At 66.3% G+C, this 22,285-nt stretch carries 16 protein-coding genes; 6 read left to right on the top strand and 10 right to left on the bottom strand.

Annotation, left to right across the window (positions count from 1 at the left end; all coding sequences use genetic code 11):
- Nucleotides 1–21: 21 nt before the first annotated feature.
- Nucleotides 22–1,629 (bottom strand): tetratricopeptide repeat-containing sulfotransferase family protein, encoded by a 1,608-nt coding sequence (locus AAD027_RS06680; protein WP_341725232.1) that lies wholly within the window; start codon nucleotides 1,627–1,629, stop codon nucleotides 22–24.
- Between the two features lie 213 nt (nucleotides 1,630–1,842).
- Here AAD027_RS06680 and AAD027_RS06675 point away from each other — a divergent pair, with 213 nt between their 5' ends.
- From AAD027_RS06675 to rnfB, 5 genes are all read left to right on the top strand, one after another.
- Nucleotides 1,843–4,887, top strand: a complete 3,045-nt coding sequence (locus AAD027_RS06675) for a TonB-dependent receptor domain-containing protein (RefSeq protein ID WP_341725231.1) — start codon at nucleotides 1,843–1,845, stop codon at nucleotides 4,885–4,887.
- Between the two features lie 216 nt (nucleotides 4,888–5,103).
- Complete coding sequence (locus AAD027_RS06670) at nucleotides 5,104–7,146, top strand: alpha/beta hydrolase family protein (RefSeq protein WP_341725230.1); 2,043 nt, start codon at nucleotides 5,104–5,106, stop codon at nucleotides 7,144–7,146.
- A gap of 150 nt (nucleotides 7,147–7,296) precedes the next feature.
- Nucleotides 7,297–7,734, top strand: coding sequence for a DUF2147 domain-containing protein (locus AAD027_RS06665; protein WP_341725229.1), 438 nt, complete (start codon nucleotides 7,297–7,299; stop codon nucleotides 7,732–7,734).
- A 116-nt stretch (nucleotides 7,735–7,850) separates the two neighbouring features.
- Nucleotides 7,851–9,944 (top strand): methionine--tRNA ligase, encoded by a 2,094-nt coding sequence (gene metG, locus AAD027_RS06660; RefSeq protein ID WP_341725228.1) that lies wholly within the window; start codon nucleotides 7,851–7,853, stop codon nucleotides 9,942–9,944.
- Between the two features lie 53 nt (nucleotides 9,945–9,997).
- Entirely contained in the window at nucleotides 9,998–10,414 is a 417-nt protein-coding gene (gene rnfB, locus AAD027_RS06655) for an Rnf electron transport complex subunit RnfB (protein ID WP_341725227.1), read from the top strand.
- Nucleotides 10,415–10,495: 81 nt separating this feature from the next.
- Here the strand turns inward: rnfB and AAD027_RS06650 are convergent, their stop codons facing one another.
- The 6 genes from AAD027_RS06650 to AAD027_RS06625 form a co-directional block, all read right to left on the bottom strand.
- Nucleotides 10,496–11,443 carry a TraB/GumN family protein gene (locus tag AAD027_RS06650; RefSeq protein ID WP_425605405.1) on the bottom strand — a complete coding sequence of 316 codons (948 nt, stop codon included), beginning with the start codon at nucleotides 11,441–11,443 and terminating at the stop codon, nucleotides 10,496–10,498.
- Nucleotides 11,440–12,378, bottom strand: a complete 939-nt coding sequence (locus AAD027_RS06645) for a DUF1684 domain-containing protein (protein ID WP_341725225.1) — start codon at nucleotides 12,376–12,378, stop codon at nucleotides 11,440–11,442. The genes AAD027_RS06650 and AAD027_RS06645 overlap by 4 nt, the downstream gene beginning before the upstream one ends.
- Before the next feature lies 1 nt (nucleotide 12,379).
- Nucleotides 12,380–14,218, bottom strand: a complete 1,839-nt coding sequence (gene mutL / locus AAD027_RS06640; protein WP_341725224.1) for a DNA mismatch repair endonuclease MutL — start codon at nucleotides 14,216–14,218, stop codon at nucleotides 12,380–12,382.
- Nucleotides 14,219–14,280: 62 nt separating this feature from the next.
- Nucleotides 14,281–15,918 (bottom strand): N-acetylmuramoyl-L-alanine amidase, encoded by a 1,638-nt coding sequence (locus AAD027_RS06635; RefSeq protein WP_341725223.1) that lies wholly within the window; start codon nucleotides 15,916–15,918, stop codon nucleotides 14,281–14,283.
- Nucleotides 15,919–15,993: 75 nt separating this feature from the next.
- Nucleotides 15,994–16,476, bottom strand: a complete 483-nt coding sequence (gene tsaE, locus AAD027_RS06630; RefSeq protein WP_341725222.1) for a tRNA (adenosine(37)-N6)-threonylcarbamoyltransferase complex ATPase subunit type 1 TsaE — start codon at nucleotides 16,474–16,476, stop codon at nucleotides 15,994–15,996.
- Nucleotides 16,477–16,636: 160 nt separating this feature from the next.
- Nucleotides 16,637–18,109, bottom strand: a complete 1,473-nt coding sequence (locus tag AAD027_RS06625) for an NAD(P)H-hydrate dehydratase (RefSeq protein WP_341725221.1) — start codon at nucleotides 18,107–18,109, stop codon at nucleotides 16,637–16,639.
- Between the two features lie 104 nt (nucleotides 18,110–18,213).
- Between AAD027_RS06625 and queG the strand changes: the two genes are divergently transcribed.
- A complete protein-coding gene (gene queG, locus AAD027_RS06620) occupies nucleotides 18,214–19,302 on the top strand; it encodes a tRNA epoxyqueuosine(34) reductase QueG (protein WP_341725220.1) in 1,089 nt (362 codons plus the stop codon).
- 159 nt (nucleotides 19,303–19,461) lie between these two features.
- Here queG and pgi read toward each other — a convergent pair whose 3' ends face one another.
- The 3 genes from pgi to panC form a co-directional block, all read right to left on the bottom strand.
- Nucleotides 19,462–20,979 carry a glucose-6-phosphate isomerase gene (gene pgi, locus AAD027_RS06615; protein WP_341725219.1) on the bottom strand — a complete coding sequence of 506 codons (1,518 nt, stop codon included), beginning with the start codon at nucleotides 20,977–20,979 and terminating at the stop codon, nucleotides 19,462–19,464.
- Nucleotides 20,976–21,356, bottom strand: a complete 381-nt coding sequence (gene panD / locus AAD027_RS06610) for an aspartate 1-decarboxylase (protein WP_341725218.1) — start codon at nucleotides 21,354–21,356, stop codon at nucleotides 20,976–20,978. The genes pgi and panD overlap by 4 nt, the downstream gene beginning before the upstream one ends.
- 67 nt (nucleotides 21,357–21,423) lie before the next feature.
- Nucleotides 21,424–22,266, bottom strand: a complete 843-nt coding sequence (gene panC, locus AAD027_RS06605) for a pantoate--beta-alanine ligase (RefSeq protein ID WP_341725217.1) — start codon at nucleotides 22,264–22,266, stop codon at nucleotides 21,424–21,426.
- Nucleotides 22,267–22,285 lie beyond the last annotated feature (19 nt).

Below are 22,285 nucleotides of genomic sequence, written 5' to 3'. Positions count from 1 at the left end.
CATGCAACTGTCATGTGAAAGTCACGCATCCAGAACGCCTGCTGCCTTCAGCTTCTTGATAAGTGGGACCAGTCTGTCGGCATGTTTGCGTGAGCTGTTGACGGATCGGGTATGCACGGGCTCGCGTACTTGAGCAGCACTGGCTGTCGCAAACACCGCCTTTGTATCTGGAACACGCAGCGCGTCCGGCGTCCACGCTAGACCACACCAGTCGTAGATGCGTTTGGCCTGTACTTCGGTATCTGTCACCAGATCTTCGTATCGCACGTCCAGAATGGCGCCCGGTAGAACGTCGTGCCAATGTCGCATCATGTGACGATAGGCAATGTAATACTCCGCCAACTCGTCCAGATCGTAGGAAAAATCGTAAGCGTTAAAGAACAGCGTCTTGAAGATCGCATAGCAGCTGTCCAGGGGATCTCGCACCAGATGGATGATTTTTGCTTTGGGCAAAGCTTTGCGAATCATCCCGCAATACATGTAGTTGGCAGGCAGCTTATCTATGAACAAGGCACTGCCTCCGGCCATCTGCCGCGCCCCGCGCATGTACTCTCTTCCGAGCGCCGCAAAATCCAGCTTCATCGTTGCCTCGGCAGGTGAGAGTTCGGGCGCCACAGCCCGCACTCTCTGCATCGCGGCAGTCAGATGGAAACCAAAATCCATCAGCTCTCCAGCATCCTTCACCTCTCCGGACTGCAGCAGCATGCGTTCTGCCAGCGTGGTACCGGTACGGGGCAGGCCAAGAATGAAGATCGCACCCTCCTCATCATGGCCGGCTACCGGTATTGCCATGGACTCGGCATTCTGAGCGGCGCGGATTTCATCTGTCATCGCACGAAATGCAGCCGCGTCGTACTGGATGGCGCTGCGCTTCTTTTTCGCACCCGCCAGTAACATGGAGAAGGATCTCTCGTACTCGCCCAAATCCTCGAGCTCCTTCGCCAAAGCGTAGAGCGCGCCAGCCTCGTCTTCCGCCGAGCGGAATACCGTCTTCAACCGGGCCTCAATGTCCGCCACGTGGTTCTGGTCTTGCCGCTGCCTGCGCAGCGTGGAGCGCAGGTAGATGACCGCCCCCGCTTGAGGAGACACTGCCAGCACTCTGTTCAGGTCGCCTTCTGCTTTGTCGGAATCACCGCCGTAGAAGCGGGCGATGGCCAAATCATAACGCCAACTGGGATTGTCTTCTCCGACGGCAAGCGCTCGCTCGTACTGCTTGATCGCTTCCGGCAGAAAGTTGTGGTGGTAGTAGAGCTTGCCCAGTTGCCAGCGCAGCATTCTGTCATCCCCTGCCTGCGCGTCGATCTGCTCCGCCAACGACGGGATTTCATCGCGTCGAAGCAAGCGCGACAGTAACCATGCCTTCTTAATCTTGTGCTGCGGGTCAGGGCTGCACTGGATGGCCTTGTCTATCCATCCGATTGCAGCCTGGAGATCGCCGCCAACCCGGCTGGCTTCGGCCAAGAATGCGAAGGCACGCGCTTGGTCAGGGTACATATCGACGAGAGTCACCCCCAAGGCGATCGCCTCATCCGTCCGTCCCTGCCGGAGCAGGGCATTTCCCTGTGCGATTTGCTGCATGAAAGCCGGAGCGGCCTCCGTGGCCGCCGGACTGTTGGATCGAATACTCATATGAACGAGTCTATACGTGCCGGCGCTCCCCCTCCAGCTCTAGAGTACTCGCGCCCTACGGGACAGCCGTCACATTCATAGACATTCACATATCGGGAAATTCTTGTTAATCATTCATGGCGTTCAGCGTGAATTTAGTGTTAGGATCGGCAGGCAGGGCACGCTCTGAGAGCCGAAAAGCCTGCCAACTCGCTGATTTCAATGGAGATTCCGATGTCCAAGAGCAGCCGCCTCACGAACCGGCCCCATAAGAACCCTCTATCTTTGGCACTTGCGACTGCGTTGCTACTCCCGGTAGGCGCCGTGTATGCCCAGAGCACCGGAGATAACACGGAGCAAAGTGAAGAAAAGGAGCAGGAAGAGACCACTTCTTCTCAGACTACGACGCTGCAAAGCGTTACGGTCACTGGCTCCCGCATTGCGAGGGACACGTTCAACTCTGTGTCGCCCGTGCAGTTCATCCATCGTGAGGAGACCACGCTCGCAGGCTTCAACTCAACCGCCGCGGTGCTGCAGAGCAACGTGGTGACCGGTGGTTCGGAGCAGATCAACAACGCGTTCGGTGGTTACGTCACCGACGGTGGCCCCGGCGCCAACACGTTATCGCTGCGCGGCTTGGGGGCGACGCGCACTCTGCTGCTGCTGAACGGCCGCCGCGTGGCGCCGGCAGGCTCGCGCGGCTCGGTCGGCTCGGCCGACTTGAACGTGCTGCCGAACATCATGATCGACCGCATCGAAATCCTGAAGGATGGCGCTTCGTCCATCTACGGCTCCGACGCCGTGGCCGGCGTGGTAAACGTCATCACCAAGACGAAGGTCGACGGCGTAAGCGTCGAGTTCCAGCACAATGCCACCCAGAGGGGCGGCGGCGACGAAACCCGCTGGTCGGCCATGATGGGCAAGACCGGTGACCGCTGGCGCGTGTCCGGTTCTTTCGAAATCTACGACCGTCAGGAGCTGACCATCGGTGACCGCGACTGGGCCGGCAACTGTCCCCTTCCGCTTTACGGCCGCGGCGCGGATGGCCGCTACGGCGCGGATGACTATATCGACCCGGTAACCGGCGAGCCGAAGTGCTGGGGCCTGGATGCCGGCGGCGTTACCATCAATACGCTTGGCACCGCGTACTTCCTCGGCCGCCCCGGCCTGGGCAATCTGGGCTACTACGGTACCTACGCGCCCGAAGTGCTCGAGTTCCTGCCGCCGGGCTTCGACTACTTCAACCGCTGGCGTCCGAATGCGTCGATCACCGACGGTGACATTCCTGGCTATGAAGGCGTCGACTACTTCGGCCGCGACACCTACGATCCTCGCATGAAGAAGGAGTCGCTGATCTCGCCGACCACCAACTACACCGGCTTCCTGCAGGGTGGCGTGGATCTCAATGCGATGGGCGATGCCGAGCTGTACTTCGAACTGCTGGCCCACCGTCGCGAATCGCGCCAGACTGGCTATCTGCAGCACACCATCGACTATTCGCCCGGCAGCCCGCTATTGGGCGACCTCTCCTGGTTACCGGCCTTTGCTGCGGCACCTGCGGATGGTTCGACCAACGGCCGCCCCCTCGCCGCCCGTGCCTTCATTGGCTGGGGCCTCTACCAGAACTGGCAGGAGGTCGATTTCTATCGCGCCACGGCGGGACTGCGCGGTAATCTGGGAGCGACATGGAAATACGACGGCTATGCCAGCCATGCCCGATCCGACGCTGATTACTACACCCACAATCGCCTGACCGATCGCTACGCCAAGACCTTGGACGTGGTTTCCGACGGCAATGGCGGCTTCGTCTGCCGCGACGCCTCCGATGGTTGCGTCGCCGCGCCGATGCTGAATGCCGATACCCTCGCTGGCAACCTGCCGCAGGCCTACCGGGATTACGTCATGCAGACGACCCATGGCAACACGGTCTATACCGAGTCGACGGTAAACTTCGGCGTCAATGGCCCGCTGTTCGACCTGCCCTACGGCGCGGTGAACGCCGCATTCGGCCTGGAATATCGCCGCGCGGAAATCGACGACTCACCGGATCCGAACTCGGTGGCTAACAACCTGTACGGGTTCACCGCCTCGCAGCCCACCCGTGGCAAGGACTCCGTGTCGGAAGCCTACGCCGAAATCGAAGTCCCACTGCTGTCCGGTCTGCCGGGCGCCCAGGAATTGACCGTCAACCTCTCCGGTCGCTATACGGATTACGATTCCTATGGCGACGACACCACCTGGAAGATCGGCATGCTGTACACGCCGGTGAGCTGGTTGTCGTTCCGCGCCTCGCGCGGCACGTCGTTCCGTGCACCTGCCCTGTTCGAACAGTACCTGGGCGCCACCAGCGGCTTCACCGCCAGCTCGGGCGACCCCTGCAACAACTGGGCCAGCAAAACGGGGAACGTCCGCGACAACTGCGCATCATTGGGCCTGCCGAACAACTTCCAGCAGAACAGCAGCATCACCGTGCTGACCCGTGGCGGCGCGGAAACCGGCCTAGCCGCGGAAACGTCGAAGGCACTGACGGCCGGCGTGATAATCCAGCCGGAATTTCCGGAATGGTTCGGTGACCTGTCGTTCGCAGCCGACTACTACGATATCGAAGTGAACAATGGCGTTGCGAGGCCGTCCGGCGCACAGGTGCTGAACCTCTGCTACGGCAGTTCGCCCGCCGATTTCGCCGCCGGCACCGGTTTCTGCAACCTGGTGACACGTAACGCCAACAACACCCTGAACGTCACGACGGGCTACATCAACGTCTCCACTGACAAGGTGCGCGGCTGGGACTTCACCGCACGCTACGTGCGCGACATCGGCCAAGGTGAATTCCGCGCCACGGCCCAGATCTCGCACTACCTGGAGCAGTCCGGTGCGACCTTCCCGACCGACCCGGTGCGTGACTATTCCGGTTCTCTCAATGCCCCGGAGTACACCGGTCAGCTCGACCTGTCTTACAAGCTGCGCAACTGGCGCGTGCGTTACGGCCTGGAGTGGGTGGATGGCATCAACGGCTACGAGTACTACGAGAAGTACTTCGATACCGACTATCGCGATACCTACCAGATGAAAACGGACGACTACTTCCTCCACAGCGCATCGCTGCAGTACACCGGCGACGATTGGGCCATCACAGGTGGCGTCCGCAACATTGCCGACAAGGCTCCGCCGAGGATATCCACCAGTGGTGCTGTTGCCATGATCGGCAATGCTCCTCTGTACAGCGGCGTTGACTACCTAGGCCGTACGTTCTTCGTGAACTTCACCAAGGACTTCTGATCCAGCGTCACCTCAGCAACCGCCGCTCCCCCCGGAGCGGCGGTTTTTTTGCCTCTTCCATCCGTGCTAACCGCGCGCAGGCGGCGTCGCCCAGGCGCAAGACCGTGTTGAAGTGGAAGCCTGTTTTCTCCCATACAAAACAGCTTCCAGAGTGTAGCGCGCGCCACTCAGTTTCCGTTTATTCTAGGCGTCACTACCCATGGGGATCCATTCGCTATGAGAGCAGTCTTTATTGCCCTTGCAGCAGGCGCAGCCATCCTGCTCGCGAGTCCGGTGCGGGCGGCGTCGCCCGCCGTACCCACAATCGAACAGTTGGCTGCCTTTCCGGCTCTCACCAGCTTGACAGTCTCTCCCGACGGTTCGCGCATCGCCGGCCTGGAGGCCGATGGCGAGAGCCGAGTCATTGTCGTCTATCGCACCGACGCACTCGACAAGCCGCCAACTCGGATCGGCAGCGACAGGATGAAGTTCTCCTCGGTCTCCTTCATCAAGGACGGCTTGCTGGCCGTGTCTCTATGGCAGCCGTACGATTTGCGCGTAGACCGCGTCACCAAGACCTTCGTCAACAAGTTCTTCATCACCGATATTGAAGGCAAGCAATGGAAGGAGCCCCTGCCACAGGCGCGTGCCACCAGTCGCGCGCAGGAACTGGAGCAGGCACTGTCCAATGCCAGCGTCCTCGACACGCTGCCAAACGATCCAGACCACATCCTGGTGATCAGCGGCTCGGGCAACAATTCAGGCGACGTGTACAAGGTCAATGTGCGCAACTTCACCTCGCGCCGCATCCAGAACACCGAAGCGCGCGTGGCTGGCTATATCACCGACCTCAGCGGCGAGTTGCGCGCGCGCCTGCACAATGACATCGACGGTACTGGCGCCTATATCTCTACCGAATTCCGCAATGTCACGACCGGCAGTTGGGAGGAGCACTTCCGCTCGCACGTGAAGGATCGCGACATCAACCAGGTCATCGGCTTCGCCGAAGACGCCAATATCGCCTTCGTGCTGAGCAACACGGGCCGCGACAAGGCGGTGATCTACGAATACGACATTGCTGCGCGGAAGCAGAAGGAGATCCTGTTCGAGAACCGGATGTTCGATGCCACCAACGTGTTGATCAATCGCCAACGCGGCATCGAAGGCCTGGGCTACGGCGAGATCATGGGCGTCAGCTACGCAGGCCCGCGGGGCGATGACATCGTCTGGACGGCGGGCTACATGCAGGCGCTGGACAAGGGACTGCGCCAAGCGCTCAAGATCACGCCGGAGCCGCTGCGCGTGGTCGATCCGGCAACAGGCGAGTCCGCCAACATTGTCTATGACAGCGATGCCAATTACCGTCTGGTCAGCCGCAGCCGCGACATGAAGACGCTGCTGATCGCGGTGACGGGCCCTGCCCGTCCGCCCGAATACTACCTGGCGCACAATGGTCAACTCACGCTGTTGGCCAAGTCCTACCCGCAGTTGGACCCCCGCGCCTTGGGTACGGGCAAAATGGTCTATTACAAGGCTCGCGACGGCCTGGACATTCCCGCCATCCTGACCACGCCCAACACCGAACTGTGCGGCGCAGGACCATGGAAGGCCGTCGTCCACCCCCATGGCGGTCCGTGGGGGCGCGACAATCTGGATTTCGACGGCTCCATGTGGGTACCGCTGATGGTGTCGCGCTGCATGGCGGTGCTGCAACCGCAGTTCCGCGGATCCGCCGACTGGGGTCGCAAGCTGTGGATGGCCGGCGACGCCGAGTGGGGTCAGAAGATGCAGGACGACAAGGATGACGGCGCCAAGTGGTTGATCGAGCAGAAGATCGCCCAGCCCGGCCACATCGCCATGTTCGGCTTCTCCTATGGCGGCTATTCCAGCTTTGCTGCGGCCGTGCGCCCGAACGGCCTCTACAAGTGCTCGATTGCTGGTGCGGGCGTGTCGGATATCAAGCGCATCTGGGCGCGCTACTACACCAACCCATTCTTTCGGCAGGCTCAGGCACCGACCGTGGAAGGCCTCAGCCCACTCGACAAGGCCGACCAGATCCAGATCCCCCTGATGATTTATCACGGAGACCGCGACCAGGTCGTGCCAATCGAGCAGTCTGAATGGTTCGTAAGAAAAGCGAAGGCTGCCGGAAAGCCGGTGGTCTACCACGAGATCAAGGACTACGCGCATGGCCCAGCGTGGACACGCAAGATCATGGGCGACCAGTTGCGTATCATCGAAGACTATCTCACCAAGGACTGCGGGGGCGGCGGGCTTTGATCCACCTCCCTTTCATTCTCTGAACGAAACCCGGGTACACGCCGGGTTTCTTTCTGCCGATCATCCATACGCCAGCGAATGCGGTATAAAGAGCCATCCCGCTGGCGGTTAGCCGGGCGGGTTGCGAACTACAATCCCTGGGAGGGGAACATGCGCAAGACACTGATGGCCGCCTGCCTGGCCGCTCCGCTGGTGCTCCTGTCGATGTCGGCCGCTGCCGCCGACGCGGTGGGGCGCTGGAAGACCATCGACAGCGACACCGGCAAGGCCAAGTCCATTGTGGAGATCACGCAGGCATCCGATGGCACGCTGACCGGCCGCATCGTCGAACTGCTGAATCCCAGCAAACCCAACCCGCTTTGCGACAAGTGCAAGGACGACCGCAGGAACAAGCCCATCACCGGCATGGAAATCATCCGCGGCATGAAGGCCGACGGGGCCAATGCCTGGAGCGGCGGCACCATCCTGAAGCCCGACGAGGGCAAGGTGTACAAGTCGAAGATGCAGCTGATCGAGGGCGGCGGCAAGCTGGAGGTCTCCGGCTGCATCGCCTTCATCTGCAAGTCGCAGACCTGGATCCGCCAGTAGTCCACGCACTCGTTTCGCCCAGGCGGGCCCGGCATGCCGGGCCCGCCGCGTTTCCGGTCGCCGGGCGGCCCGGACCGGCCGTGCGATAATCGCTGTCCCCCCGCAAGAAGTCCGCCATGAGCCGCACCGCCCTCGTCACCAATGCCCTGCCCTACGCCAACGGACCGCTCCACCTCGGTCACCTGGTCGGCTACATCCAGGGCGACATCTGGGTGCGGGCGCGGCGCATGCGCGGCGACACGGTGTTCTTCGTCTGCGCCGACGACACCCACGGCACGCCGATCATGCTGGCGGCCGAGAAGGCCGGCGTCACGCCGGAAGACTTCATCGCCAACATCCAGGCTAGCCACGAGCGCGATTTCGCCGCCTTCGGCGTGGCCTTCGACCACTACGACTCGACCAACTCGGTCGCCAACCGCGAGCTGACCGAGCAGTTCTACGCGCGGCTGGAAGCCGGCGGCCACATCGCCCGCCGCAGCGTGGCGCAGTTCTACGACCCGGCCAAGGGCATGTTCCTGCCCGACCGCTACATCAAGGGCATCTGCCCCAACTGCGGCACGCCCGACCAGTACGGCGACAACTGCGAGGTCTGCGGCGCCACCTACGCGCCGACCGAGCTGAAGGAACCCAGGTCGGTGCTGTCCGGCGCCACGCCGGAGATCCGCGATTCGGAGCATTACTTCTTCGAGGTGGGCCGCTTCGAGACCTTCCTGCGCGAATGGCTGGCCGGCGACGTGGCCCTGCCCGGCGTGAAGGCCAAGCTGATGGAATGGCTGGACGCCGAGGGCGGCCTGCGCGCGTGGGACATCTCGCGCGACGCGCCCTACTTCGGCTTCGAGATTCCCGGCGCGCCGGGCAAATACTTCTATGTGTGGCTGGATGCGCCGATCGGCTACCTGAGCAGCTTCCGCACGCTGTGCGCGCGGCTGGGCGTGGATTTCGAGCCCTACCTGAAGGCCGGCACCGACACCGAACTGCACCACTTCATCGGCAAGGACATCGTCAATTTCCACGGCCTGTTCTGGCCGGCCGTGCTGCATGGCGCCGGTCTGCGCGCGCCGACGCGCCTGCACGTCAACGGCTACCTGACCGTGGACGGCGCCAAGATGTCGAAGTCGCGCGGCACCTTCATCATGGCCCGCACCTACCTGGACGTGGGGCTGGAGCCGGAAGCGCTGCGCTACTACTACGCGGCCAAGTCCTCCGGCGGCGTGGACGACCTGGACCTGAACCTGGGCGACTTCATCGCGCGGGTGAACGCCGACCTGGTGGGCAAGTTCGTCAACCTGGCCAGCCGCTGCGCCGGCTTCATCGACAAGCGCTTCGGCGGAAGGCTCGCCGACGCGCTGCCCGACCCGGCCATGTACCGACGCTTCGTCGATGCGCTGGCGCCCATCCAGGATGCCTACGAGCGCAACGATGCCGCCGCCGCGCTGCGCCTGACGATGGCGCTGGCCGACGAGGCCAACAAGTACATCGACGAGAAGAAGCCGTGGGTGATCGCCAAGCAGCAAGGCGCCGATGCCGAACTGCAGGCGGTCTGCACGCAGGGCCTGAACCTGTTCCGCATCCTCGCCGCCGCGCTGAAGCCGGTCCTGCCGCGTACCAGTGCCGAGGCCGAAGCCTTCCTGAGCGCGCCGGTGGTGATGTGGCAGGACGTGGCGACGCCGCTGCAGGCCCACGCCATCCAGCCGTATTCGCCGCTGTTCACCCGTATCGACCCGAAGCTGATCGACGCCATGACCGAAGCCTCCAAGGACACCCTGCAATCCCCCGCGCCCCCCGTAGGAGCGGCTTCAGCCGCGACCGGGAAATCGACGGGTGCGGCCATCGCGGCTAAAGCCGCTCCTACAGAGGAAACCGCCTCTGCGAAGAATGAATACATCGCCATCGACGACTTCGCCAGGCTCGACCTGCGCATCGGCAAGGTGTTGGCGTGCGAATTCGTGGATGGCTCGGACAAGCTGCTGCGCTTCGAACTGGACGCCGGCGAGTTGGGCAAGCGGCAGATCTTCTCCGGCATCCGCGCCAGCTATGGCGAGCCGGACAAGCTGGTCGGCCGCAGCGTGGTGTTCATCGCCAACCTGGCCCCGCGCAAGATGCGCTTCGGCGTCAGCGAAGGGATGATCCTGTCGGCCGGCTTCGACGGTGGCGCGCTGGCGCTGCTGGACGCCGATGCCGGTGCGCAGCCCGGCATGCCGGTGCGTTGACGGCGGGGATTCCCCATTCGGGATTGGGGATTCATCTGGAACCGCGGCCCGACATGACCGACACATTCCATGACCTGGTCGAACGCCTGGACCGCCTGCTGCCGCAAACGCAGTGCGGCCAGTGCGGCTTCGATGGCTGCCTGCCGTATGCGCAGGCGATGGCGCACGGCGATGCCGGCGTGGACCGCTGTCCACCGGGCGGCGATGCCGGCGCGCGTGCGCTGGCTAAGGCGCTGGGCGTGCCCGCCCTCCCATACGACCGCAGCCGCGGCGCGCACAAGCCGCCCACGGTCGCGGTGATCGTGGAAGCCGACTGCATCGGCTGCACGAAATGCATCCTGGCCTGTCCGGTGGACGCCATCATCGGCGGGGCCAAGCACATGCACGTGGTGATCGACCCGCTGTGCACCGGGTGCGAGTTGTGCGTCCCCGCCTGCCCGGTGGACTGCATCGTCATGCAGTCTGCATAGGAGCCCCCCCAGGAAAACGATGCCGCCTTCGCTGCGTCGAAGCGAAGAGCATCGCGGGCATGGCCCGCTCCTACGGGGGAATCACTCGGCTTTGCAGGCCGAACACACGCGCTCGACGGTGTAGCCGCGCGCGCGCAGCTTCTCGACCACGCCATCCTCGCCCAGCAGGTGCAGCGCGCCCACCACGACCAGGGTGTCGTCGGAAGTGGATTCCGTCAGCCGCTGTTCGATCTTCGGCACCCAGGCGTCGTTGCGGTCCACGTTGATGCGCTGGTAGAGACGGGGATATTCGCGCTTCATGTCGGCGGCCATGCCGGTCCACAGCCCTTCCGCATCGCCGCGGCGCCAGGCCTGGTGGAGACGCTCGGTTTCCAGCGAGCCCTTCTCCGCCTGCTCCAGCGATTCGGCGACGAACTGGCGCTGTTCGGTGGCGTCCATGCCGTCGAGCACCGCGATCTGCTCCTGTCCGCGCTCCAGCCCGGCGGTCGGCTTGCCGCTCAACCTGGCCCGTTCCATGAAATGGTTGTCCAGCCCCAGCTTGGGGTCCAGGCCCTGCTTGGTCATCTCCACGATGCTGATGGTCAGGCCGACGAACCACGATTCGAAACTGCCGAAGTTCGCCAGCGGCAGACCGTTCTTTTCCGCCCAGGCTTGCAGCCGGGTCCAGGTGTCGGGATCGAGATCCTGCTCGAGCGTGCTGCCATCGGTGCGCGTGGCGGCCTGCAGCATCTGCATGGACAGGGTGCCGGCGTCCATTTCCTCCGGCGACAGCTCGAACATCACCTGCTCGGCATCGTCGAACGCGGCGTCCACGTCGTCGGACAGCGGATAGTCGCCGGGACGCAGCAGGTGGAACGAGCCCAGCAGGTAGACGGCGTTGTCGTGGTCGGACACCTTCCACAGCAACGGCACCGGCGCTTCCACCGACTTGGCGGTATCCGCGGTGGCGGTGGCGGTGGCGGCCAGCAGGCAGGCCAGCAACAGGCTCTTGATGGGATTGCGCGGAATCATCGTCCCTTCCTTGGTCAAAGTATCTTGATGGGCTTGGCGTACGCTTTTTCGCCCGCGTCCACCAACAGGTCCAGCCGGTTTTCGGCGGGCGGCAACGGACAGGTGGCGTACGGCGTGAACGCGCACGGCGGGTTGTAGGCGCGATTGAAATCCAGCGCCACCTTGCCATCGACCGGCGCCGCGGCATCGAGGAAACGACCCGCCGGATAACTGCCATGCCCGCTGGTGCGATCGGCGAGCACGAAGAACAGAGGGCCTTCGGGCTGCCCCAGAGCTTCCAGCCGGAACGGCTTGCCATCGCGCTCGAACTCCACCGCGCCCGGGTTGGGGGACTCGGTCGCTACCCCGATCACGTCGACGATGGTGATCGTCTTGCCGGGGGGATGCGGGATGAAGCGGCCCTCGATGCGCCAGTCCTCGTCCACCGGCCAGTAGTCCAGGCCGACGAACTGCGTGCGCGATTCGGCATCGGCGTGCTTCACGCGCAAGGCCCGGCGGCCCCCGCGTTCGATCACCGACAGCGCGCCCTTGCCTTCGTCGAAGCCGAGCACGCCGGGACTGGCGTCGCGGTCGCTCTGCAGTTCCACGCGCCCGGTGACGGGTTCGCCATTCAGGGTCACGGCCACGCCCTTCTCGGGCGTGAAGAAGATGCGGCCGTCCTGTTGCGCGATCATGCCCAGCTTGGGCGGGCCCACGACCAGCTTGATGCCGCTGGCCGGGCCGCTGCCGATGAAGTGCGACTTCAGCTCGATCCAGTGCAGGCCGACCAGGCTGGTCCAGCCGTCGGGCGCCAGCAGTTCGGTCCTGCGCTGCTCACGCCATGCCGTGTTGTCGGCGAGGAAGCGTGCATCCGCCACCTTGCCGGCGCGGCCAGCCTCGCCGCCTTCGCCCTGGCAACCCGCCAGTGCGGCCATCAGCATGGCCGTCCCCAGCCATGCAGTCGTCTTCCCCATGTCAACGTCCTCGCAGGAACCAGCGGTCGATCTCGTTCAATGAAAAGCGCGCCCAGGTCGGGCGGCCGTGGTTGCACTGGCCCGAGCGCTCGGTGATCTCCATCTCGCGCAGCAGTGCGTTCATCTCGGGAATCGTCAGGCGGCGATTGGCGCGCACCGCGCCGTGGCAGGCCATGGTCGACAACAGCTCGTCGCGCGCGGTGGCGACGCGGCGGGTCTGGCCGTGCTCGCGCAGGTCGGCCAGCACGTCGCGCAACAGCGCTTCCGGCTCGGCGCCGGACAGCAACGCCGGCACGCTGCGCACGCTCAGCGACTGCGGACCGCTGCGGGTAACGTCGAAGCCCAACGCCGCCAACGTGTCGGTTTCGCGCTCGGCCACTTCCGCCTCGCGCTCGGCCACCGCCAGCACCAGCGGCACCAGCAACGGTTGCGAACGCAGGCCCAGGCCATCGTGCGCGGCCTTGAGCTTTTCGTAGCCGATGCGCTCGTGCGCAGCATGCATGTCCACCACGATCAGTCCGTCGGCGTTCTCGGCCAGGATGTAGATGCCGTGCAGCTGCGCGATGGCGAAACCCAGCGGCGGGATGCCGTCCGGATCGTTCGCCGGCATGGCAGGCGCGCTCGCGGGCATCGCATAGCCGCCCGGGGACAGTGCCTGTGGCGCGGCCGGCTCCGCGGTTGCGCCGTACAGGGCGGCATACGCGGCCGGCGCTTCGGCCACGCCCAGGCCCAGCGCGGTCTGCGTACTGCGCCAGGGATATGTAGGAGGGGCTTCAGCCCCGACCATGCCCTGAATTCCGGTCGGGGCTGAAGCCCCTCCCACGATTCCCGGCTCGGCGGCACGGCCTGCACGCGTCTCGGCCAGCGCTTCGTGCAGCGTGCGGTATACGAAATCGTGCACCAGCCGTGTGTCGCGGAAGCGCACCTCGTGCTTGGCCGGGTGCACGTTGACGTCCACGCGGGTGGGGTCCAGTTCCAGGAACAGCACGTAAGCCGGCTGGCGTCCGTGGAACAGCACATCCTGGTACGCCATCTTCACGCCATGGGCGATGTTGCGGTCGCGTACGGAACGGCCGTTGACGTAGACGTACTGCTGGTCGGCGCTGGCGCGCGAGTAGCTGGGCTGGGCGATCCAGCCGTGCAGGCGCAGGCCGGCGGCGGCGTGGTCCACGCGCAGTGCATTGCGGGCGAATTCCTCGCCCAGGGTTTCGTTGAGGCGGGCCAGCGATTCCAGTTCGTCCGCCTTGTAGCGGCGCGAAGGACGGCCGTTGTGCGACACGCGCAGTTCGATGTCCGGGCGCGCCAGCGCCAGCGACCGCAGCCATTCCTCGATATGGCCCATCTCGGTGCGTTCGGCGCGCAGGAACTTGCGCCGCGCCGGCACGTTGTAGAACAGTTCGCGCACTTCCACGGTGGTGCCGACCGCGTGCGGCTTGGGCGCGACCGCGCCGACCTTGCCGCCTTCCACCTGCAGCGAGGCGCCATGCTCGTCGTCGGCGCGGCGCGAGGTCAGCGAGAAGCGGCTGACCGAGGCGATGGAAGGCAACGCCTCGCCGCGGAAACCCAGCGTGGCCACCGCCTCCAGGTCGTCCAGCGAGGCGATCTTGCTGGTGGCGTGGCGCGACACCGCCAATGGAAGTTCGTCCGGGGCGATGCCGCCGCCGTCGTCGCGGATGCGGATCAGGCGGACGCCGCCCTCTTCCAGGTCGATGTCGATGCGGCGCGCGCCCGCGTCCAGCGCGTTTTCCACCAGTTCCTTGACCACGGACGCGGGCCGTTCGACGACCTCGCCGGCAGCGATCTGGTTGATGAGCGTGTCGGGAAGCTGGCGGATCGGCACGGGTGGGCGGCGCGTGGGCGCCGTCGTGGGGAATCAGCCGTGATGATAGCCGAGGGTGGCGGTCAGGGCGCGCCGGCCGCCCCGCCGGAGGCGACGGGGCGCTTCTCGGCTTCGGCCTGCGCGCGGGCGGCGAACAACGTGCCCGGCGGTGGCTGGCGGGTGAAGTACGACTGGATGCCGGCCAGCACGGCGCCGGCCACCTTGCGCTGGTGAGCCGGGTCGAACAGGCGCTTTTCCTCGTCCGGATTGGAGATGAAGCCGGTCTCCACCAGCATGGCCGGCATGTCGGAGTTGCGCAGCACCTCGAAGTTGGCGAACTCGATCTGCGGCTTGTGGGTCTTGCCCAGTTGCTTCAGGCCGTCCAGCACGTGGCCGGCCGCATCCTGCGAGGCCTTCATGTGGCCGCTCTGGGCCAGGTCCAGCAGCACGTTGGACAGCGTGTCCTTGGTCAGCCGCACGCCGCCGACCAGGTCGGAGGCGTTTTCCTTGTCCGCCAGCCAGCGCGCATGCTGCGACGACGCGCCGCGCAGCGACAGCACATAGACCGACGAACCCCATGCACTGCGGTTTTCGGCGGCATCGGCGTGGATGGAGACGAACATGTCGGCCTTGGCCGCGCGCGCCTTGCGGGCGCGCTGCGGGCGTTCCACGTAGACGTCGTTGTCGCGGACCAGATAGGCGCGCATGCCGGGCGTGGCGTTGATCTGCCGCGCCAGCTCCTTCGAGATCGCCAGCACGGCGTGTTTTTCATAGCGCCCGGAGGGACCGATGGCGCCGGGATCCTGGCCGCCGTGGCCGGGATCGATCGCGATCACCAGCGGGCGCATGCCGGCCTGCATGGCGAGACCGGAAGACGGCGCGGTCGCGGGCGCCGTTTCGGTCGCGGCCACGGCGGGAGCGGTGTCACCGCCCGCAGTGGCGCTGCCCGGCATCGGCGTGGGTTTGCCGGTGGCGATGGTGTAGACCGGACGATCTCCCGCCGCCGGCGGGGCCGCGACGGCGGCGGTCGCCTGTCCGTTGAGGATGGCCTGTGGCGAAGGCGCGGGCGGCGTGGCTTCGGCCTGTGCCTGCGGTGCGGGCGGCGGCGCGCTTCCCGCCTGCACCACCTGCGCGGTCAGCAACGCGGTGGCGCGGGCGGCTTCGGCCTGCGGATTGGCCGGGGGTGGCGTGGCGGGCGAAGGCGTCGTTGGAACAGCGGAAGCAGGCGTGGAGGCAAGTGCGTTCGATGGCGCAGCCGCATCCGTCTGGGCGGTGGTCGGAACCGCCGCCGCCGCCGTGGCCGCGGCATCCACCGGACCATCGCCCGGCCATTCGATGACCAGCCGCGAAACATCGCCCACCTGTTCCATCCGCGGCTTCAGCGCGGCGACCGGCGCGGCCAGGTCGAAGACGATGCGCAGCGTGTCGGGATCGGGCTTGCCGGTGCGGACCGAACGGACGACGCCGGCTCCACCGGGCAGCCGCAGGCCGGCCTTGGCACGCGACGCCGGCAGATCGATCACCAGGCGGTCAGGACCGGCCAGGCTCAGCGTCTTGTACTGGCCGCTGCCCGCCAACTGGATCTCGGCGCGGGTACCGGTGGCGCCCTGGTCGAGGCTGACCGCGGTGACCTCGCCCGCCAATGCGATACCGGACGCCAGCCCCAGCACACCGGCAAGGGCGAGTCGCAACGCGGTGGTGGTGGGCTTCCCCGGGCTCATGCCGCGGATTCAAGCACCATCGCCCCATGATTGCAAGGACTTTTCCCTTAATAATCCGTAACCTGCCGAATGTTCCTAAGCGGATTGCACAGATGGTGCCGGCAACTGGGGATATGCGGCCAGCCGCGACAGCCATTCCCGGCCCGCCGCGGACCTGCCCTGCAGCCGGACCAGGCGGCCGGTACCCTCGACCGACAGCGAGATTTCCAGGTCCGCCGCCGGCAGGCCGGTACCGCCACGCTCGGGCCATTCGACCAGCCAGAGCACCGCCGCGCCCTCGTCCAGGCCGAGGAACTCCAGCTCACCGGCATCGCCGATGCGATAGAGATCCAGATGCCAGGCCTCCCCGTCCTCGACCGGATAGCGTTCCACCAGCGTGTAGGTCGGGCTGCGGATCGCTCCCTGCACACCCAGTGCGCGCAGCAGCGCACGCGCCAGCGTGGACTTGCCGGCGCCCAGGTCGCCCTGCAGGTGCACGACCGCGGGCGTTGCGCGCGTCAGCGCCAGCGCACGTCCCAGCGCATCGGTGGCTTCGCTGTCGGGAAGGAGAATCCGCATGCGGCGATTCTAGAGCGTGTCATGTGCTTTGGAGTGCTTTTCCGCACGCCTGGGCCACTGCGAGACGATGTGCGCAACACTGCATCGCAGTGGCCAAGCGGGCGGGAATGTGCTTCAAGGTGCACAACATGCTCCCGGTGCTCGCATGCGTGCGCAGACGTCAGGGATTCGCCAGCCGGCGCAGGTGGGGCATCAGGTCCGAAGGCAACAGGCCGCGTTGTCCATCCCACGCCGCCGCATCGCCCGCGGCGCCATGCAGCAGCGCACCCGCTGCCGCCGCATCGAATGCGGACAGGCCTTGCGCGCGCAAGGCGGCAATCACGCCTGTCAGCACATCGCCCATGCCACCGACCGCCATGCCGGGATTGCCGGCGTCGATCACGCGCGGCGTTTCGCCAGGCGCGGCGATGACGGTGCCCGCGCCCTTCAATGCCACGACGCAGGCGTAACGTTCGGCCATGGCCAGCGCGGCGGAAATGCGGTCGTTCTGTATCTCGGCGGTCGTGCAATCCAGCAGCCGCGCCGCTTCGCCTGGATGCGGGGTGAGGATGGCGTCGCGCAACGGACGCGGAGAACGCGCGAGCAGGTTCAACGCATCCGCGTCCAGCACCACGGCCTTGTCCGCCTGCAAGGCCAACTGGAACAGTGCGCGGCCCCACTCGCCCTGCCCCAGCCCGGGACCCAGCGCCAGCACGCGCGCACGTTCGAGCAGCGGTTGCAGGACATCGCCGGACTCCACCGCATGCGCCATGATCTCGGGCCTGCGCGCGAGGATCGCCGGCACGTGCACGGCCTGCGTGGCCACGCTGACCAATCCCGCACCGCTGCGCAGCGCGGCTTCCGCGCACAGCACGATCGCGCCGCCACTGCCGTGGTCGCCGCCCAGGCACAGCACGTGGCCCGATTCGCCCTTGTGGGTGTTGCGGCGACGCGGCAGCAGCCACAACGCCAGCGCCTCGTGGTTCAACAGCGTGGCCTGCGCGTGTAGGCCATCGAAGGTTTCCGCGGGCACCTCGAGTTCGTCGAGCTCCAGCGCACCGGTGTATTCGAGCGCATCGCCGGTATGCAGGCCGACATGGCGCACGATGAACTGCAGGGTGCGCGTCGCGACGATCGCGGCGCCCGGCGCACTGCCGCGGTCCGCGTCCACGCCGCTGGGAACGTCCAGCGCGAGCACCGGCGCAGGCTGTGCATTGACGGCCGCGACCAGGCGGGAAGCATCCGCTTCCGGTGCCCGCGACAGGCCGATGCCGAACACCGCATCCACCACGACATCGGCGACGGGCAACGCATCGCGGAACAATTCCACGCGCCCGCCCGACGCCACGTACTCGGTGCAGGCGCGCTGGGCCAGTTCGCTCTTCGGCACGTGCGCGGGAAGATGCACCACCTGCACCGCGCGGCCGGAACGGTGCGCCAGCCGCGCGAGCACGTAGCCATCGCCGCCGTTGTTGCCGGGGCCGCAGACCACCGCGATGCGCTGCGCCTGCGGCCAGTGCAGCAGCAGGTACTGCCACGCCGCCTGCCCGGCGCGCTGCATCAGCGTGTAGGCATCGCCGCCCGATTGCTTCGTGGCGCGGCGGTCCAGCTCGCGCGCGGCCGGGGTGGCGTACAGGGGCAAGGTGCCGGACATGGCCGGATTCTAGGCCGCCCGCGGGTTGCGGGAAAGTGAACATGCGGTGCCACGCGACCGGATGCAGGCAGGTGCCCTGACGCGTGGAAACCTATAATCCGCGAATGCTTCCCGTCGCAGCCGCCACCGTCGACCACGTCGCGCTCGCGCAGCGCGTGCGCCTGCTCGCGCGCGAGATGGGATTCCAGCGCTGCGGCATCGCCGGGATAGAACTGGGACAGGACGAAGACCACCTGCGCGACTGGCTTTCGCAGGGACTGTACGGCTCGATGGAATGGATGGCGCAGCACGGCGACAAGCGTTCGCGCCCGCAGGAACTGATCCCCGGCACGCTGCGGGTCATTTCCGTCGGGCTGGACTACGGGCGCAACGACGGCGACGACGCCTGGGACACGCTGCGCGACGGCGAACGCGCCTACGTGGCGCGCTACGCCCTCGGCCGCGACTACCACAAGCTGATGCGCAACCGCCTGCAGAAACTCGCCGAGCGGTTGCAGGCCGAAGTCGGCCCGTTCGGCCATCGCGTCTTCGTCGATTCGGCTCCGGTGCTGGAACGCGCGCTGGCGCGCAATGCCGGGCTGGGCTGGATCGGCAAGCACACCTGCCTGATCGACAAGGACGGCGGTTCGTGGTTCTTCCTCGGCGAGATCTACGTGGACCTGCCGCTGCCGGTGGACGCGCCGGCCAGCGCGCATTGCGGCACCTGCACGCGCTGCATCGATATCTGCCCCACCCAGGCCATCGTGGCCCCGTACCGGCTGGACGCGCGCCGCTGCATCGCCTACCTGACCATCGAGCACGAGGGCGCGATCCCGGAGGAACTGCGCCCGGCCATCGGCAACCGCATCTTCGGCTGCGACGACTGCCAGCTGGTGTGCCCCTGGAACAAGTTCGCCCAACGCACCGACGAACCGGATTTCCGCGCGCGCAACGACCTGGATGTCGCCACGCTGCCGCAACTGTTCGCATGGGACGAAGAAGAATTCCTGCGCCGCACCGAAGGCTCGGCGATCCGCCGCAGCGGCCACGAGCGCTGGCTGCGCAACATCGCGGTGGCGCTGGGCAATGCGCCGGACACGCCGGAGGTGCTCAGCGCGCTGGCGTCGCGTCGCGATCACGAATCGCCGATCGTGCGCGAGCATGTGGCATGGGCATTGGCGCGGCACGGCAACCCTTCTGTAGGAGCGACGTAAGTCGCGACCGGACGAACGAAGCGTCATCAGCCAGGGATCACGCGGATGAGCGCGGATAGGCTTTGAACAAGCTGTATCCGTGTTGATCTGCGTGATCCATGGCCTGCATTCGTTTTGTTCTTCCGGTCGCGACTTACGTCGCTCCTACAGGGGGCACCCTCAATTGCGCGCGGCGATCTCGGCGAGCAACGCGCGCGTGACCGGGTCTTTCGCCTCGGTCTCGCCCCGCAACGCCGGCAGCAGGCCGTTGGCCAACTGCTTGCCCAGTTCGACGCCGAACTGGTCGAAGGCATTGATGCCCCACAGCACCGACTGCGCGTAGACGCTGTGTTCGTACATCGCGATCAATCCGCCCAGCGACTGCGGCGTCAGTGCGTCCAGCAGGATCAGCGTGCTGGGGCGGCCGCCGGCGTAGCTGCGGTGCGGATCGTCGCTGGCCTGGCCGTTGGCCAGGGCCTCGCTCTGCGCCAGCAGGTTGGACAACAGCGCCAGGTGGTTCTCCGCGTACGGGTCGTCGTTGCGCACCGTGCCGACGAAATCCAGCGGCACGATCTGCGTGCCCTGGTGCAGCGCCTGGAAGAAGCTGTGCTGCACGTCGGTGCCCGCCCCGCCCCACCACACCGGCACGGTGTCCACGTCCACCGGACTGCCGTCCAGCTTCACCGACTTGCCCAGGCTTTCCATCACCAGCTGCTGCAGGTAGGCCGGCAGCAACGCGAGGCGCTGGTCGTAGGTCATCACGCCCTGCGCCGCATGGCCCAGCGCGTTGCGGTTCCACACCGCGGTCAGCGCATGGCGCACGGCGATGTTGTCGGCCAGCGGCGTGTCGAGCACATGCGCATCGAACTGCGACGCGCCCGCCAGCAAGCCCTCGAAACGGTCGAAGCCGATCGCCAGCGCGATCGGGAAGCCGACCGCCGACCACAGCGAATAACGGCCGCCCACCCAGTCCCACATCGGCAGCACGCGCTCGGCGGCGATGTCGAAGGCCGCGGCGGCGCGTTCGGGATTGGCGCTGACCGCGTACAGGCGTTCGCTGCCGCCCAGCCAGTCGCGCAGGATGCCGCCGTTGAGCAGCGTTTCCTGCGTGCCGAAGGTCTTGGAGATCAGGATGGCCGCGGTGCGCGCCGGGTCCAGCAGCGCCAGCGTGCGCTGCGCGGCGGCGCCGTCCACGTTGGACAGGAAGTGCACGCGGAAGCGGCCCGGCAACGGATCGCGCAATGCGTCCGCCACCAATCGCGGCCCCAGGTCCGAGCCACCGATGCCGACGCTGACGATGTCGGTGACGCCGGTGCCTTCCAGCTGCGCGATGAGCGCCGCCATGCGCTGGCGCACCTCCGTGGCGCTGGCGAAGGCCGCGCGCGCGATGGCGGCATCCGAATGCTGGCCGCGCAGTGCGGTATGCAGCGCCGCCCGGCCTTCGGTGACGTTGACTGTCGCTCCATCGAACAGGCGGCGGAACGCGCCCGCCAGGTCCGCGGAGCGGGCCTGCGCCAGCAGCGCATCCCATGCGACGGCATCGTACGACTGGCGCGCGAAATTGAAGTACAGCGGGCCGCTGCGCAGCGCGTGCCGGCGCACCCGTTCCGGATCCTGCGCCAGCAGTGCGTTCAACGGCGTGCCGCGTAGGCGCGCGGCGTGGGATCGCAAGGCGTCGGGACCCGTCGTCATGCTCATGCGGCCTGCGTGGGGATGGAACGGTTGGTATGGGTGATGCGGTTCCGGCCGTCCACGTAGACGAGCGTCGGCTGGAACTTCGCCGCTTCCTCCTCGCTCATGCCGGCGAACGCGGCGATGATCACCAGGTCGCCCACCTGCACGTGGCGCGCCGCGCCGCCGTTGAGCGAGATGACGCCGCTGCCCTTCTCCGCGCGCAGCGCATAGGTGGTGAAGCGGCTGCCGTTGGTGACGTCCCACACGTGCACCTGCTCGAACTCGCGGATGCCGGTGGCTTCCAGCAGCAGCGCATCGATGGCGATCGAGCCTTCGTAGTTCAGCTCGGAGTGGGTGACAGTGGCGCGGTGGATCTTGGTCTTGAGCAGGCTGAGTTGCATGGGAGCGGCCGGATGTGCGTCGAAGGGAATAGTCTAGCAATGTGCGGCGGCGGCGACCCTGGCCTGCTCACCACTCCAGGTTGTCGATCAACCGCGTCCGGCCCAGCTTGGCGGCGACCAACGCCACCCGGGGGCCGACTTCGCCGTCCAGCGGTTCGGACAGGTCGGGCCGGCGGACCACGGTGTAGTCCACGACGAAACCCACCCCGGAAAGCCGCTGCGTGGCGGCGGCTTCAACCTCCGCGCGCGGCGTGCCGGCCACCAGCCCCTCGCGCATGGCGAGCAGCGTCTTGCGGATCTCGGCGGCCCTGGGGCGCTCTTCGGCCGACAGATACTGGTTGCGCGAACTCATCGCCAGGCCGTCCGGCTCGCGCACGATGCTGCCGGGCAGCAACTGCACCGGGAACGCCAGGTCGGTCACCATCTGCCGGATCACCGCCAGTTGCTGGAAATCCTTCTTGCCGAACGCGGCCACGTCGGGCTGCACCTGGTTGAACAGGCGGCTGACCACCGTGCACACGCCGTCGAAATGGCCGGGGCGGTAGGCGCCTTCCAGCACGCTGCTGACGCCCGGCACGTGCACCTTGGCCGCCAGTTCCACGCCGAAGGGATACATCGATTCCACCGTGGGCAGCCACAGCACATCGCAGCCGGCGCCTTCCAGGCCGCCCATGTCCGCTTCCGGCGTGCGCGGGTAACGGGTGAAGTCCTCGCTCGGACCGAACTGGGTCGGATTGACGAACACGCTGGACACCACGCGGTCGGCGTACTGGCGCGCCAGCATCACCAGCGAGTAATGACCGGCATGCAGGTTGCCCATCGTGGGCACGAAACCGACCCGCAGGCCCTGCTGTTTCCACTCGCTGACGCGTGCGCGCAGGACATCCAGCTCGGTGATGGTCTCGATCATCTTGGCCCCTGTGGCGATG

Source organism: Pseudoxanthomonas putridarboris (genome assembly GCF_038321125.1).
In the GTDB taxonomy this organism is placed as follows: domain Bacteria; phylum Pseudomonadota; class Gammaproteobacteria; order Xanthomonadales; family Xanthomonadaceae; genus Pseudoxanthomonas_A; species Pseudoxanthomonas_A putridarboris.
The sequence above is the reverse complement of the archived record's forward strand: the minus strand, read 5'-3'. Positions and strand labels throughout refer to the sequence as shown.